The organism is Pseudorhodoferax sp. LjRoot39 (assembly GCF_964253035.1).
Lineage (GTDB): Bacteria > Pseudomonadota > Gammaproteobacteria > Burkholderiales > Burkholderiaceae_C > Pseudorhodoferax.
Genome location: NZ_CAXUQL020000001.1, coordinates 6,302,359 through 6,316,537 on the forward strand (window position 1 = coordinate 6,302,359; position 14,179 = coordinate 6,316,537).

Consider the following 14,179-nt stretch of genomic DNA (forward strand, 5'->3'; position numbering starts at 1 on the left):
CTGCCATGCAGATCCTGATCGCCCCCGATTCGTTCAAGGAAAGCCTCAGCGCGCTCGAAGTGGCGCAGGCCGTCGCCGCCGGCTTCAGCGAGGTCTTCCCCGAGGCGCACTACCGCCTCTTGCCCATGGCCGATGGCGGCGAGGGCACGGTGCAGGCGCTCGTCGACGCCACGGGCGGCGCGCTGCGCGAAGTCATGGTGACGGGCGCCACGGGCCGGCGCATCGCGGCCCGCTACGGCCTGGCTGCGGACCACAGCCTGGCCGTGGTCGAGATGGCCGCCGCCAGCGGGCTCGAAGCCGTGCCGCCGGCCGAGCGCGACCCGCGCAGCGCCACCAGCTACGGCACGGGCGAGCTGATCGCCGATGCGCTGGCCGCGGGCGCCCGGCGCTTCGTGATCGGCCTGGGCGGCAGCGCCACCAACGACGGCGGCGCCGGCATGCTGCAGGCCCTGGGCGTGCGCCTGCTCGATGCCGATGGCCAGGACCTGCCGCGCGGCGGCGCCGCGCTCGCACGGCTGCAGCGCATCGACGCCAGCGGCCTGGACGCGCGCATCGCGCAATGCCGCATCGACGTGGCCTGCGACGTGACCAACCCGCTGCTGGGCCCGCGCGGCGCCTCGGCCGTGTTCGGCCCGCAGAAGGGCGCCACGCCGGCCATGGTGGCCGAGCTGGACGCCTGCCTGCAGCGCCTGGCCGAGCGGCTGCAGGGCGACCTGGGCCAGGACGTGGCCGCGGTGCCCGGCACCGGCGCGGCCGGCGGCATGGGCGCGGCGCTGCTCGCCGTGCTGGGCGCGCAGCTGCGCCCGGGCAGCGAGGTGGTGGCCGACGCGCTGGGACTGGATGCAGCGGTGCGCGAGGCCGACCTCGTCATCACGGGCGAAGGCCGCACCGACGGCCAGACCATCCACGGCAAGGCGCCCATCGGCGTGGCCCGCGTGGCGGCGCGCCATGGCGTGCCCGTGATCGGCCTGTCGGGCGCGCTGACGCCCGATTCCAGCGCCGTGCACGCGCACGGCATCGCGGCCCTGTTCAGCGCCGTTCGCAGCGTCTGCAGCGTGGAAGAAGCGCTGCGCGATGCCGCCGCCAATGTGCGCGCCACGGCGCGCAACATCGCCATGGCGCTGCAACTGGGCCAGCGCCTGGCTAGGCTTGCACCGCCGCCGGCCACACGCTGAACACGCGCTCGCGCAGCGCGGCCTGCAGGGGCCGCGCCGCGTCCTCGGCCCGCATGAGCAGCGACAGCGGGCAGGCGATGCGCTCGCCGTCCCAGGCCACGAGGCGGCCGGACGCCAGCAACTCCTGCACGCGCCGTTCGCGCGCCAGGCACAGGCCCACGCCGGCTTGCACCAGGTCGAGCATGGAGGACTCCTGGTCGGCCTCGGCCACGGTCTGGCGCGACAGGCCGCGCTGGCGCAGCAGCCGCTCCATGATGGCGGTCTGCGAACTGCCGCGCACCGTGCCGATCCAGGGCAACGCCGCTAGTGCCGCCCAGTCCTGCCCCATCACGCGCGGCGCCCAGACCGGCGGCAGCACCACGGCATAGGACTCCAGGCCGAGCGTGATGGCCGAGACGTCGGCCTCGTCCACCTCACCCAGGAAGAAGCAGGCATCGAGCTCGCCCGCCTTGAGCTGCTGCAGCACCGAGCCAGAGATGCCGTGCGCCAGCCGCACGTCCACCTGAGGGCAGTGCTGCTGCATCTCGCTGAGCAGCTCGCCCAGCCGGATCGAGGCCGGATCGACGATGGTGCCCAGCCGCAAGGTGCCCGACAGCTGGCCCTGCAGCTGCCGCGCGGCCTGGGCAAGTTCGGCCGCGGCGTCCAGCGTGCGCTGGGCCAGCGGCAGCAGGCGCCGGCCGATGGCGCTGGGCGCCATGCCGGTCGTGGTACGGTCGAACAGCGGGCCGCCCAGCTCCTCTTCGAGCGCCTTGAGCTGCTTGGACACCGCCGATTGCGTCAAATGCAGTTGCTCGGCCGCCCGAGTCACATGGCCGACACGGGCGACAGCGACGAAGGCGCGCAGTTGGTAGATTTCCATGTTCCGGGGTCTCGGCTTGCCGCGGCAGTTTGACACACGGCCCCCGCTCTTTCCCATCCATTCCACACAAGGAGTTCGCTGATGAACGGCGCCCACAGTCTCGTCCACACCTTGCTCGCCGCCGGCGTCGACACCTGCTTCGCCAACCCCGGCACCAGCGAGATGCACTTCGTCGCCGCGCTGGACCAGATCCCCGGCATGGACTGCGTGCTGGGCCTGCAGGAGAACGTGGTCACCGGCATGGCCGACGGTTACTGGCGCATCGCGCGCAAGCCGGCCTGCACGCTGCTGCACTGCGGCCCGGGCCTGGCCAATGGCCTGGCCAACCTGCACAACGCGCGCCGCGCGCATGCCGGCATCGTCAACATCGTGGGCGACCAGGCGACCTACCACCGGCCGCACGACGCGCCGCTGACGGCCGATACCGAGGCGCTGGCCCGCACCGTCTCGGCCTGGGTGCGCACCAGCACACGCGCCGAGGACGTGGGCCGCGACGCGGCCGCCGCCGTGCAGGCCGCGCGCAGCGGGCCGGGCCAGGTGGCCACGCTGATCCTGCCCTCCGATGCCTCGTGGAACGAGGGCGCCGCCGCGGCCGAGGCGCTGGCCGTGCCCGCGCTGGCCCCGCTGGACCCGTTCGCCATCGACAACGCCGCGCGCGTGCTGCGCACGGCCGGCCGCGACACGCTGATCCTCTTGGCCGACAGCGCCGTGCGCGGCCCGGCCCAGGCCCTGGCCTGGCGCGTGGCCCAGGCCACGGGCGCCACGCTGCTGGCCGACTTCATGAACGCCCATGTGGAGCGCGGCCGCGGCCGCCTGCCGCTCGAACGCGTGCCCTATGTCACCGACCTGGCCATCAAGACGCTGGCGCGCTTCCGGCACATCGTGCTGGTCGGCGCCAAGCCGCCCGTGGGCTTCTTCGCCTACCCGGGCAAGCCGTCGACGCAGTACGCGCCCGAGGCGCAGCTGCACCGGCTCTCGCGCCTGGACCAGGATCCCACGGCCGCGCTGCGCGCGCTGGTGGAGGCGCTGAACGCGCCCGAGGTGGCGCTGCCCGACCCCGGCCCGCGGCCCGAACCCGCGCATGGCAAGCCCACGCCCGAGGGCCTGGCGCAGACCGTGGCCGCGCTGATGCCCGAGCACGCCATCGTCTCCGACGAGAGCGTGTCCTTCGGCCGCGGCTTCTACGCCCACACGCAGGCCGCGCCCGCGCACGACTGGCTGCACCTGGCCGGCGGCGCCATCGGCGACGGCCTGCCCGTGGCCACGGGCGCGGCCATCGCCGGCAAGCGCCAGCGCCGCGTGATCAGCCTGCAGGCCGACGGCTCGGCCATGTACTCGCTGCAATCGCTGTGGACGCAGGCGCGCGAGCAACTGCCCTGCACCACCATCGTGCTGTCCAACCGCAAGTACAACATCCTGATCGGCGAGTACGCGGGGGTGGGCGCCACGCCGGGCGCCACCGCCATGCGCATGCTGGACCTGGGCAATCCCGACATCGACTGGGTGCGTCTGGCCGGCGGCATGGGCGTGGAGGCCGCGCGCGCCGAGACGCTGGAGCAGTGCGCCGACCTGCTGCGCGCGAGCTTTTCGCGCAAGGGGCCGTTCCTGATCGAGCTGGTGATCTGAGGCTCACAGCGTGGCGAACATCGCCACCACCGTGACGCCCATCACCGCCGTGGTCAGCCAGCCGGTCGCGCGCAGACGCGGGCCGATCGCGTAGGGGCCCATCACGGACGGGCGCGCGGCCAGCACCATCATCACGGCCATGATGGGCACGGAGATCACGCCGTTGAGCACGGCCGACCAGAACAGCTCGCGCACCGGGTCCATGGGCGTGAAGCACAGCAGCACGCCGCCCAGCGTGGCCGCGGCGATCACGCCGTAGAAGCCGCGGCCCTCGCCGCGGTCCAGCCGCGCGCTCAGCGTGCCGTGCCAGCCCGCGGCCTCGGCCACCGCATAGCCGGCCGAGCCGGCCAGCACCGGCACGGCCAGCATGCCGGTGCCGATGATGCCCAGGCTGAACAACCCGAAGGTGAACTCGCCCGCCAGCGGCCGCAGCGCCTCGGCGGCCTGGGCCGAGGTCTGGATGTCGGTCACGCCGGCCGCGTGCAGGGTGGCCGCCGTGCTCAGGATGATGAAGAAGGCGATCAGGTTGGAAAAGCCCATGCCCACCAGCGTGTCGAGCTTGAGGCGGCGCAGGTGCCGGCGCACATCGGCCGCGCCATGCGGCGGGCCGTCGCGCCGGTCTTCCATCTCCTGCGCGGCCTGCCAGAAGAACAGGTAGGGGCTGATGGTGGTGCCGAACAAGGCCACCACCATCAGCAGCAGGTCATGGTTCAGCGCCAGCTGGGGCCGCACGGCGCTGCGCAGCACGGCCCACCAGTCCAGGTGCAGCGAGAAGGCCACGGCCACGTAGGCCAGCAGCGCCAGCGTGAGCCACTTGAGCCAGCGCACGTAGGTCTGGTAGGGCAGGAACACCTGCAGCACCAGGCTGGCCAGCCCGAAGGTCACGGCGTAGACGTGGGCCGATCCGCCCAGCAGCAGGCGCAGCGCCTCGCCCATGGCCGCGATGTCGGCCGCGATGTTGAGCGTGTTGGCCGCCACGAGCAGGCCGACCACCAGCAACAGCACCCAACGCGGGAAGGCATCGCGGATGTTGGCCGCCAGCCCGCGCCGCGTGACATAGCCGATGCGCGCGCTGACCACCTGCACGGCCGCCATGAGCGGCAGCGTGACCACGGCCGTCCACAGCATGCCGTAACCGAACTGGGCGCCGGCCTGCGAGTAGGTGGCGATGCCGCTCGGGTCGTCGTCGGCCGCGCCCGTGATCAGGCCTGGGCCGAGCTGGCGCAGGCCGCGCAGCGTTTTCTCGCGCATCGGCGGCCTTGCGCGAACGTCAGAACGCGACCTGTACGCCGGCCGTGGCCTGGCCCACATTGGCCTTGCCGTCGAAGGCGTCGGTGAAGTGGTAACGGTCGTAGCCCACGCGCAGCGCCACGGTCTGGTTCAGGTCGTACTGCACGCCCAGGCCCAGCTTGAGCGCGGGGCTGGAGTCGTTGCCATCGGACGTGCGGAAGCGCACGTCGGCCACGCCGGCGCTGCCGTAGACCGACAGCTGCGGCGCCACCGCGATGCTGCCCACGCCGTCCACGTACACGCCCTGGCCCTTGACCGTGCCGTCGATGTCCTTGCTGCGGGCCAGGTTCACGTAGCCGCCCTCGACCGCGAAGTTGGGCGTGAACTTGTAGCCGCCGTAGAGCTTGACGCCGGCGTCGTGGCCGCCGCCATCGCCGCCCATGCCGTTGATCTGGTTGCTGTAGTTGGGCGCGGAAATGGCGCCGCCGACATAGGTGTTCGCGGCCTGGGCGCCGCCATTCAGACCGAACAGGGCCACCAGACCGACGGCGGCGAGGGGGGAAAGCATCTTGCGCATGGCGCACTCCTTGTGCCGCAAGCGGGGGCCTGCGGCCGGTTGGTTCCGCGCTGCCCTTGCAGTGCGGATGCGCCAGTGTTGGGCGCCACTGTTGCGCCAGCGTTCGCGCGACGCCCGTGCGTGTTACCGCTGCAACGCGCGGCGCAACATGCGGTCCAATAGCGCGACCTCTTCGCCAACGCTGGACGCCATGCACCACGACCTCTCCAGCCAGCCTCAGCCGGCCGACACCCTCCCCATCATCGACGTGTCGGCCCTGGTTGCCGGCACGGCGCAGCGCGACCAGGCCGCTGCCGCCATCGGCCAGGCCTGCCGCGCGCACGGCTTCTTCTACGCCACCGGCCATGGCGTGGACCCGGCGCTGACGCAGCGGCTCGAAACCTTGAGCCGCCGCTTCTTCGCGCTGCCCGAGGCCACCAAGCTGCGCTGGCGCATGGAGCTGGGCGGCCGTGCCTGGCGTGGCTACTTCCCGCTGGCCGGCGAGCTGACCTCGGGCCGGCCGGACTGGAAGGAGGGCCTGTACCTGGGCACCGAGCTGGACGAGGCGCACCCGCGCGTGCAGGCCCGCACGCCGGTGCACGGGCGCAACCTGTTCCCCGAGGTCGCGGGCCTGCGCGAGACCATCCTCGACTACATGGCCGCCACCACGCAGCTGGGCCACCGGCTCATGGAAGGCATCGCGCTGAGCCTCGCCTTGGCGCCGGACTACTTCCACGCGCGCTACACGGCCGATCCGCTGGTGCTGTTCCGCATCTTCAACTACCCGACCCAGCCCGTGCCGGCCGGCTCGGATGTGCAATGGGGCGTGGGCGAGCACACCGACTACGGCCTGCTGACCATCCTGCGCCAGGACAACATCGGCGGTCTGCAGGTGCGCACGGCCGAGGGCTGGATCGACGCCGTGCCCGTGCCCGACGCCTTCGTGATCAACATCGGCGACATGCTGGACCGCATGACCGGCGGCCTGTACCGCAGCACGCCGCACCGCGTGGTGCGCAACACCTCGGGGCGCGACCGGCTGTCCTTCCCGTTGTTCTTCGACCCCGATTTCGAGGCCCGCGTGCAGAAGATCGAGGGCCTGCCGGCGCCCGCCGTGGTCGACGACAGCGCCACGCGCTGGGACCAGGCCAACGTGCACGCCTTCCACGGCCGCTACGGCGACTACCTGCTCCAGAAGGTGTCCAAGGTGTTCCCGCAGCTGGTGCAGGAGGTGCTCTGAGCGCCGGGCGGCTGCGCCGGTCCGCCAGGCGCTTCACCGAATTTGAACCGTCAAGACAAATTCATTGAAACTTTGCGCACGGTCGGCGCTCTAGATTCGTGGTCGGCGCGCTTGCCCCTGCCCGATGAAACCAAAGCCCACAAGAAAACACACGCCAGCATGCCGCATTCCACCCACGCTCCGACACGCTACACCGCCACGGCCATCGCCCTGCACTGGTTGCTGGCCCTTGCCCTGGTCGGCATCTTCGCGGTCGGCCTGTACATGACCAGCCTGCCGTTCTCGCCAGCGCGGCTCAAGCTCTACAACTGGCACAAATGGGCGGGCGTGACGATCCTGGCGCTGTCGGCCTTGCGGCTGCTGTGGCGCCTCACGCACCGCCCCCCGGCGCTGCCGGCCGCCGTGCAGGCCGCCATGCCGCGCTGGCAGCAGATCGCCCACCACGGCACGCACCACCTGCTTTACCTGCTGTTCTTCGCCGTGCCGCTGATCGGCTGGGCCTACAGCTCGGCGGCGGGCTTTCCCATCGTGTTCCTGGGCCTGGTGCCGCTGCCCGATTTCGTGCCCGTCGATGCCGATCTGGCCGAACTGATCAAGCCCTGGCACGAGATCAGCGCCTACGCGCTGGCCGCACTGGTCGTGCTGCACGTGGCGGCTGCGCTCAAGCACCATGTCATCGACCGCGACGGCCTGCTCGCGCGTATGCTGCCCGGCCGCGGCTGAACCACCCTCTTTTTCTCGGAGTTGCCATGAAGTTCGTCACCACCTTCGCCAGCCTCATGCTGGCCGCCACCGCCGCGCTGGCGCAGCAGGCCCTGGTACCCGCGCAGAGCGAGATCGCCTTCGTGAGCAAGCAGATGGGCGTGCCCGTCGAGGGCCGCTTCAAGAAGTTCGACGCCCAGGTCGCGTTCGACCCGGCCAAACTGGCCACCAGCAAGGTCGCCTTCACGGTGGACATGGGCAGCGCCTCGCTGAGCAAGGAGGCCGATGCCGAACTGGTCAAGCCGGTCTGGTTCAACACGCCCAAGTTTCCGCAGGCCAAGTTCCAGTCCAGCGCCATCAAGGCGCTGGGCGGCGGCAAGTACGAGGTGGCCGGCAAGCTGGACATCAAGGGCAATGCCCAGGATGTGGTCGTACCCGTCACGCTCACGCAAAGCGGTGCCAACACCGTGGCAACGGGCGCGTTCACGATCAAGCGCCTGGCCTTCAAGATCGGCGAGAACGAATGGACCGACACGTCCATGGTCGCCGACGACGTGCAGATCAAGCTCAAGCTCGCGCTGACCGGCGTGCCCAAACTCTGATTCCCCCAACCCCCGACCCTTGTTCACCTCAACTGGAGATTCCTGGATGCAACGCATTGCCCTGACCGCCCTGGCCACCGCCGCCGCTTCGATCCTGCTGGCCGCAGGCTCTGCCCATGCGCAGAGCGCCACCTACGTGGTCGAGCCGACGCACACCTTCGCCACCTTCGAGATCAGCCACTTCGGCGCTGCCGTGAACCGCGGCCGTTTCGAGAAGAAGGAAGGCCAGATCACGCTGGACAAGGCAGCCAAGACCGGCAAGGTCGAGATCACGTTCCAGATCGCCTCCATCAGCACCGGCACCCCGCCGTTCGACAAGCACCTGCAAAGCGCCGACATCTTCGACGCCGCCCAGTTCCCCACGGCCACCTTCGTGGGCGACAAGTTCACGTTCAACGGCGACAAGGTCAGCGAAGTGGCCGGCACGCTCACGCTCAAGGGCAAGGCCCAGCCCGTGACCTTCAAGGCCAAGCAGTTCAACTGCTACGAAAGCCCCATGCTCAAGCGCGAAGTCTGCGGCGGCGACTTCGAGACCACCATCGACCGCACCGCCTTCGGCGTGGACTACGGCATCAAGTTCGGCATGCCGAAGGAAGTGCGCATCGTGGCGCAGATCGAGGCCATCAAGCAGTAAGCACCGCCCCCTACACTCCCCCACCCAGAACCGATCACAACAGGGGGAGTGAACATGCGATACATCCTGCCGCGCTTCGTCGCGGCTTTTCTGCTGGTCTGCACGCTCGGCACCCAGGCCGCCGACAACGACAAGCCCTCGCCGCAGCAGGCCGAACTCGCTGCGGCGTACAAGGCCGCGCAGGACACGCACCAGGCCGGCCCTGCTGCCATCGCCCTGCGCAACCAGGCCCATCTGCAACTGCCCGCGGGCTACCTCTGGATTCCGCAACCGGCGGCCGGGCAGCTGATGCAGGCCATGGGCAACCGGACCGATGACAGCCTGATCGGCACCATCTATCCGGCAGGCGAAGGCGAATGGTTCGTGGTCGTCAAGTTCGTCGACGAGGGCTACATCAAGGACGACGACGCCAAGGACTGGAACGCCGACGAGTTGCTGACCAGCCTGCGCGAAGGCACGGAAGCCGCCAACGAGGAACGCGCCAAGCGCGGCATCGCCGCCATCGAGGTGGTCGGCTGGGCCCAGAAGCCCCAATACGACACGGCGACGCACCGGCTGGCCTGGTCGGCCCTCACGCGCGACAAGGGTGACACCGGTGGCGAGCAGGGCGTGAACTACAACACCTACGCGCTAGGCCGCGAGGGCTACATCAGCCTGAACATGGTGACGGCGGCCAACGCGCTGGAGAAGCACAAGCCCGAGGCCATGACGCTGCTCGGCGCGCTGCAGTACGACGAGGGCAAGCGCTACGCCGATTTCAACAGCAGCACGGACAAGGTTGCCGCCTACGGGCTGACGGCCCTGGTCGCGGGCGCTGCGGCCAAGAAGCTGGGCCTGCTGGCCGTGATCGCGGCTTTCCTCGCCAAGTTCGCCAAGGTGGCGATCGTGGCCGGTGGTGCGGCGATCTGGGGCTTCGCCAAGCTGTTCGGCAAGAAGAAGCCCGAGGCCCCGAAGGCCTGAGGTGAAGCTGTTGTTGCTGCGGCCGCTCAGCGCCGGCAAGCTGCTGACAACCGGCGGGACCATGTGGGTGTGCGTGGTGGCCTGTGCCTTCGTGTTCGGCTGGCGCGATGCGGCAGGCTTCGTCCGCCGCATCATCGTGCACGAGATGCTGGGTGCGCTGCGCTGACGCGGTTCACACCGCCGGCACCGTGGTCAACCACGGCCAGCGCGCCCGGTAGCTTGCGGCCTTGCGCGCAAACAGCGCCGGCGCCGGATGCCAGGGGTTCATGCGCAGGAGCCCGGCCTCGAGTTCGGCCAGTCCGTGCGGCGCATACAGCGCGCCGCCGGCCAGTTCCAGGCCCACACAGGTGCAGGCCACGAGGTAGCGGTCGATGCCGTCGCGCGTGCTCCTGAGCTGCGGATAGTCCATGCCGAAGCGCTGGCGGTACCACAGGTGCACGCGCGCCTGGTTTTTGACTTCGACTTCCACGCCCAGGTCGGCCGTGGCCGCGTGCACGGCGCGGATCACGGCATCCTCGGCCTCCCAGGACAGGTCGCGCGCGTCGAAGTAGAAGACGTCGTAATCCTTGACACCCCAGCCAGGCGCGTGGCCGCCCTGCCGGTTCCAGACCGACTGGTACAAGCAGCCGGCGACCAGGAAACCCTGCGGCAGGTCCATCGGCGCGAGGCGCTCGACCAGCGCCGCGTTGACCGGGTTGGCAAGCGCGCCCGCGACCAGGCCTTGCGGCGTGAGCGGCATGCTCACTTGATCAGCGCATGCACGGCCTTGAACTCGGGATGCTCGGCTGTCTCCAGCCACTCGAACAGCACCATCTCGGTGGTCACCAGTTCGGCGCCGGCACCGGCCAGGCGGTCGAAGGCGGCGTCGCGGTTGCGCTCGGTGCGCGAGCCGCAGGCGTCGGTGACGACCCAGACCTCCATCTCGTCCTCCAGCAGTTCGAGCGCGGTCTGCAGCAGGCAGACATGGGCCTCGCAGCCAGCGATCACGATGCTGCCGCGCTCGGCCTCGGCCGGCTTTTGCAGGTGTTTGGGCAGGCTGCGCGCGTTGCCGGCGGCCGGCTTGGCGGGCGGCTGCAGCCATTCGCCCAGGCCTTCGGCCACGGCGCTGAAGTGCATCTTGGCCAGCGTGCGCTGGCACAGCGCGCGCAGCTCGGGCAGGTTGGGCCCGAGCCTGGAGGGGTTCTGCTCCGTGCCCCAGACCGGCACCTGCAGCAGCTGCGCGGCCTGGGCCAGCTTGAGCGCATTGGCCGCCACCTCGGCATGGCCGGCGATGGCCGGCATGAGCTTTTGCTGGTAGTCGACCAGCACGAGTTGGGAGGTGGAGGCTTGCAGCAGCATGGGATCTGTCGGTCTTGGGAAAGCCGCCCATGATAGGTGGGCCGCCGTGGCCCCTGCGCCGTCCGGACGTAAAAAAGCCCCGCGTGGGCAGGGCTCCGGGGTGAACGCGGACAGGAGCTTCAGCTGCCGCGACGCTGGCCTGAGCGGCCACGGCGCCGCGCCGCGCCCAAGGCGGCCAACGCCAGGCCGGCCAGGGCCAGCGTGCCCGGTTCCGGCACATCGTTGCGTGACTGGAACCGGTAGCCGGCGATGGCCAGCTCGTCGAAGCCAGGATCCATGTCGCGCAGCGACATCTGGATCACGATGGAATCGCTCGGCAAGAAGCCACCGCTGTACAGGTCGAAGGTCGGGAACACCGCGAAATAGTCGGGCTTGCCACTGCCGTTGGTGGTCCAGGAGTAGGTGTTGGCACTGGGCGTGAGGATGTTGCAATCACCGAGCGGCAGGTCCGGACTGGCGCCCACCGTGGGATGACCGCAGGAGGTCACGCGGGCATTGACGTCGTAGGTCCCGTTCGCCACCGTGTCCAGCGCGAACTCCTGCAGCAGGTCGCCGCCACGGTAGACCGCCACGCGGCCGGAGATCAGCAGGTTGGGGCTCTGCTGGTTCTCGTTGTGGTCGAACACGAACAAGGGCTGGTAGGCCGTGCCGCCGATGGTCAACAGCGTGCGCAGCGCATCGATGGTGCCTGCCGCGCCGATGCCCCATGTGCCGTCGAAACTGCCCGTCTGGCCTGCGTCCATCGGCGCCGCGAACGGTGAAGGATTCGCCACGCCGTTGTTCGAATACACGATGACACCCAACGTGCCGGAGCCGACCGCGAAGTCGAACACGCTGTTGTTGCCAGGCATAAGGCCAGCCGCCTGCTGCTGGGCCAGCAAGGACGAGGAATAGACCAGGGCTTGGTCGAACTGCTGCGGGCCGATGCCGTCGATCGGCGAGGTCGGCAAGGTGATGGTGGCCACGGCGTGGGCCGAGTGCACAGCGCCGATCGCCAGTGCAGCTGCGATGAAACCTGAGCGAATCGTGCGGGACATGTTGCCTCCGTTCTTTGTTGGATGTGGGGACACCACAATCTGCATAAAACGGGCCATGCGCATGCGATGCGCCAACTTTTCCTCTGAACAAGATATGCAAACTAGATCATAAGTCACACACAACCCGTTTCTTTTGACAGGTTTATCGACACCACCTCCAGCGGGTAAGTGCGCGGTTTTTCAGCGAATCAGGGTGCGTCCGGCAGCAGCCGCAGCAGCTGGCCGTTGCTGGCATCGGTCAGCACATAGAGCAGGCCGTCGGGCCCCTGGCGCACGTCGCGGATGCGCTGGCCCACTTCCGCCAGCAAGGGTTGCTCGCGCACCACCCGGCCGTCGGCGCCCAGTTCCAGCCGGTGGAGCCGGCCGAACTTGAGCGAGCCCACGAACAGGCTGCCCTGCCAGGCCTTGCCATAGCGCTCGCTCGTCAGGAAGGCCATGCCCGAGGGCGCGATCGAAGGGACCCAATGGTGCAGCGGCTGCTCCATGCCGGCCTTCTCGGTCAGGCCCTCGCCGATGGGCGCGCCGCCATAGTTCACGCCGTGTGTGATGACCGGCCAGCCGTGGTTGCGGCCGGGCTGGGGCACATTGATCTCGTCACCGCCCTGGGCACCGTGCTCGTGCGTCCAGAGCCGGCCGTCGGGCGCCAGCGCGGCACCCTGCAGGTTGCGGTGGCCGTAGCTCCAGATCTCGGGCAGCGCGCCAGTGCGGCCGGCGAAGGGGTTGTCCCGGGGCACGCTGCCGTCCTTGCCCACGCGCACGATCTTGCCGAGGTGGTTGTCCAGGGTCTGCGCATCGGCCATGCGGCTGTAGCGGTCGCCCAGCGTGAGGAACAGCGTGCCGTCGGGCTTGCCGCCGACCCGGCGCTCGACGATGCGGCAGCCGAAATGCGCGCTGCTGGACACCTTGGGCTTCTGGCTGAAGACCACGCGCAGGTCTTCCAGGCGGCTGCGGTCGTCCGACAGCCTGGCGCGGGCCAGGGCCGTGCTGTTGCCGCGTCCGCCCTCGGCCGGCTCGCTGTAGCAGAAGTAGAGCGTGCGGTTGTCGGCGAAGCCGCTGTCCAGCACCACGTCGAGCAGGCCGCCCTGGCCGCCGGCCGCGATCTCGGGCAGCCCGGCCAGCGGCGCGCCGAGCTGGCCGTCGGCCTCGACCACGCGCATGCGGCCGGGTCGCTCGGTCACGAGGAAGCGGCCGTCGGGCAGGAAGGCCAGGCTCCATGGGTTCTGCAATCCGGCGGCCACGGGTTGCACGCGCGCTGGCGCCTGGGCGCTCGCGGGCCCGGCGAGGACAAGGCCCAGGCCCGCCAGCAGAAGGCCGATCCGGCGCGAGAACGGGAACAAGGGCATGCGTCACATCCTGGAAATGGGGGGTGCATGCCAGGCAACTTGCCAGCATTCGCACGCCGCTTGGAGCAATGCGCCTCGCGATTCGTTCGGCACCAATTTCATCCGTTTGTAGGAGCCCAGACCTTGTTTTTGTCCGACAAAGTCAGGTGGTGTTACAAATTTAATTTGTAAATCATTATGAATCAACTACTTACAATGATATCCTCGCTTGACGCCTGAATAGCGCAGGCCTTACTCTCCCGCCCCATGCCTCGCTGGACCGCCGTTCTCATCCTCGCCTGCTGCGTCGCCAGCGCCGCCCAAGCCGCCCCCCCTGAGCCATCGCTGCCGGCCGCATCGCCCGAGATGCCGGCCGACATGCAGCGCGTGCTGGCCGAGCGTGGTCTGGTCCGGCAGACCCTGGGCCACATCGAGCAGGTCGGCCAGACCGTGCGCGACACCACCTCCGACCTGGTCGGCACGGCCATGGGTTTCCTGGGCGTGCCCTACCGGCGTGGCGGCAATTCAGCGGAATCGGGCTTCGACTGCAGCGGTTTCGTGCGGGCCGTGTATTCGCAGACCGTGGGCCTGGTGCTGCCGCGCCGCGCCAACGAGCAGGCCGCCGCCACCGACACCATCGAGAAGCGCGACCTGCAACCCGGCGACCTGGTGTTCTTCAACACCATGCGCCGCGCCTTCAGCCATGTGGGCATCTACGTGGGCGACGGCAAGTTCGTGCACGCCCCGCGCAGCGGCGCCAAGGTGCGCGTGGAAGACATGGACAGCAGCTACTGGAAGCGCCGTTTCGACGGCGCCCGCCGTGTCGAGACCGACACGCCGCTGGACGCCAGTGCGCTGACCAAGCTGGGCGCAGGCGGCAACTGAGCCGCCTGCCTCC

General features: G+C 69.7%; 15 protein-coding genes and 1 pseudogene. 9 read left to right on the top strand and 7 right to left on the bottom strand.

The window, feature by feature from the left end; all coding sequences use genetic code 11:
- The first annotated feature begins 5 nt into the window (after nucleotides 1-5).
- Entirely contained in the window at nucleotides 6-1,175 is a 1,170-nt protein-coding gene (locus ACSQ4M_RS29400) for a glycerate kinase (protein WP_436192918.1), read from the top strand.
- On the opposite strand, the gene ACSQ4M_RS29405 is transcribed toward ACSQ4M_RS29400, so the two are convergent.
- Nucleotides 1,144-2,034 carry a LysR family transcriptional regulator gene (locus ACSQ4M_RS29405; RefSeq protein WP_436192919.1) on the bottom strand — a complete coding sequence of 297 codons (891 nt, stop codon included), beginning with the start codon at nucleotides 2,032-2,034 and terminating at the stop codon, nucleotides 1,144-1,146. The two genes, ACSQ4M_RS29400 and ACSQ4M_RS29405, sit on opposite strands and share 32 nt — an antisense overlap.
- Before the next feature lie 81 nt (nucleotides 2,035-2,115).
- On the opposite strand from ACSQ4M_RS29405, the gene ACSQ4M_RS29410 reads away from it, so the two are divergent.
- A complete protein-coding gene (locus ACSQ4M_RS29410; protein WP_436192920.1) occupies nucleotides 2,116-3,660 on the top strand; it encodes an acetolactate synthase large subunit in 1,545 nt (514 codons plus the stop codon).
- Between the two features lie 3 nt (nucleotides 3,661-3,663).
- Here ACSQ4M_RS29410 and ACSQ4M_RS29415 read toward each other — a convergent pair whose 3' ends face one another.
- Together ACSQ4M_RS29415 and ACSQ4M_RS29420 are read right to left on the bottom strand one after the other, a co-directional pair.
- Nucleotides 3,664-4,911 carry an NRAMP family divalent metal transporter gene (locus ACSQ4M_RS29415; protein ID WP_436192921.1) on the bottom strand — a complete coding sequence of 416 codons (1,248 nt, stop codon included), beginning with the start codon at nucleotides 4,909-4,911 and terminating at the stop codon, nucleotides 3,664-3,666.
- 19 nt (nucleotides 4,912-4,930) lie between these two features.
- Nucleotides 4,931-5,467, bottom strand: a complete 537-nt coding sequence (locus tag ACSQ4M_RS29420) for an outer membrane beta-barrel protein (RefSeq protein WP_436192922.1) — start codon at nucleotides 5,465-5,467, stop codon at nucleotides 4,931-4,933.
- Between the two features lie 190 nt (nucleotides 5,468-5,657).
- On the opposite strand from ACSQ4M_RS29420, the gene ACSQ4M_RS29425 reads away from it, so the two are divergent.
- The 6 genes and pseudogenes from ACSQ4M_RS29425 to ACSQ4M_RS29450 all read left to right on the top strand — a co-directional run.
- Nucleotides 5,658-6,686: an isopenicillin N synthase family dioxygenase gene (locus ACSQ4M_RS29425; RefSeq protein ID WP_436192923.1), complete on the top strand. Its 1,029-nt coding sequence runs from the start codon at nucleotides 5,658-5,660 to the stop codon at nucleotides 6,684-6,686.
- Nucleotides 6,687-6,845: 159 nt separating this feature from the next.
- Nucleotides 6,846-7,409, top strand: a complete 564-nt coding sequence (locus tag ACSQ4M_RS29430; protein WP_436192924.1) for a cytochrome b — start codon at nucleotides 6,846-6,848, stop codon at nucleotides 7,407-7,409.
- Nucleotides 7,410-7,435: 26 nt separating this feature from the next.
- Nucleotides 7,436-7,990, top strand: coding sequence for a YceI family protein (locus tag ACSQ4M_RS29435; RefSeq protein ID WP_436192925.1), 555 nt, complete (start codon nucleotides 7,436-7,438; stop codon nucleotides 7,988-7,990).
- Nucleotides 7,991-8,036: 46 nt separating this feature from the next.
- Nucleotides 8,037-8,624, top strand: a complete 588-nt coding sequence (locus ACSQ4M_RS29440; RefSeq protein ID WP_436192926.1) for a YceI family protein — start codon at nucleotides 8,037-8,039, stop codon at nucleotides 8,622-8,624.
- A 54-nt stretch (nucleotides 8,625-8,678) separates the two neighbouring features.
- The gene (locus tag ACSQ4M_RS29445; protein WP_436192927.1) at nucleotides 8,679-9,584 is read left to right on the top strand and encodes a DUF2167 domain-containing protein; all 906 of its coding nucleotides are present in this window, start codon (nucleotides 8,679-8,681) and stop codon (nucleotides 9,582-9,584) included.
- 1 nt (nucleotide 9,585) lies between these two features.
- Nucleotides 9,586-9,732 (top strand): annotated as a pseudogene (locus tag ACSQ4M_RS29450) (site-2 protease family protein); the annotation flags it as partial.
- Between the two features lie 24 nt (nucleotides 9,733-9,756).
- On the opposite strand, the gene ACSQ4M_RS29455 reads toward ACSQ4M_RS29450, so the two are convergent.
- The 4 genes from ACSQ4M_RS29455 to ACSQ4M_RS29470 all read right to left on the bottom strand — a co-directional run bounded on the left by ACSQ4M_RS29455 (nucleotide 9,757) and on the right by ACSQ4M_RS29470 (nucleotide 13,302).
- The gene (locus ACSQ4M_RS29455) at nucleotides 9,757-10,323 is read right to left on the bottom strand and encodes a nucleotidyltransferase family protein (protein WP_436194086.1); all 567 of its coding nucleotides are present in this window, start codon (nucleotides 10,321-10,323) and stop codon (nucleotides 9,757-9,759) included.
- Between the two features lie 2 nt (nucleotides 10,324-10,325).
- The gene (locus tag ACSQ4M_RS29460; RefSeq protein WP_436192928.1) at nucleotides 10,326-10,922 is read right to left on the bottom strand and encodes an isochorismatase family protein; all 597 of its coding nucleotides are present in this window, start codon (nucleotides 10,920-10,922) and stop codon (nucleotides 10,326-10,328) included.
- A 119-nt stretch (nucleotides 10,923-11,041) separates the two neighbouring features.
- Nucleotides 11,042-11,959, bottom strand: a complete 918-nt coding sequence (locus ACSQ4M_RS29465) for a PEP-CTERM sorting domain-containing protein (RefSeq protein WP_436192929.1) — start codon at nucleotides 11,957-11,959, stop codon at nucleotides 11,042-11,044.
- A 188-nt stretch (nucleotides 11,960-12,147) separates the two neighbouring features.
- The gene (locus ACSQ4M_RS29470; protein ID WP_436192930.1) at nucleotides 12,148-13,302 is read right to left on the bottom strand and encodes a PQQ-dependent sugar dehydrogenase; all 1,155 of its coding nucleotides are present in this window, start codon (nucleotides 13,300-13,302) and stop codon (nucleotides 12,148-12,150) included.
- A gap of 246 nt (nucleotides 13,303-13,548) precedes the next feature.
- On the opposite strand from ACSQ4M_RS29470, the gene ACSQ4M_RS29475 reads away from it, so the two are divergent.
- Entirely contained in the window at nucleotides 13,549-14,166 is a 618-nt protein-coding gene (locus ACSQ4M_RS29475) for a C40 family peptidase (RefSeq protein WP_436192931.1), read from the top strand.
- Nucleotides 14,167-14,179: the final 13 nt, after the last annotated feature.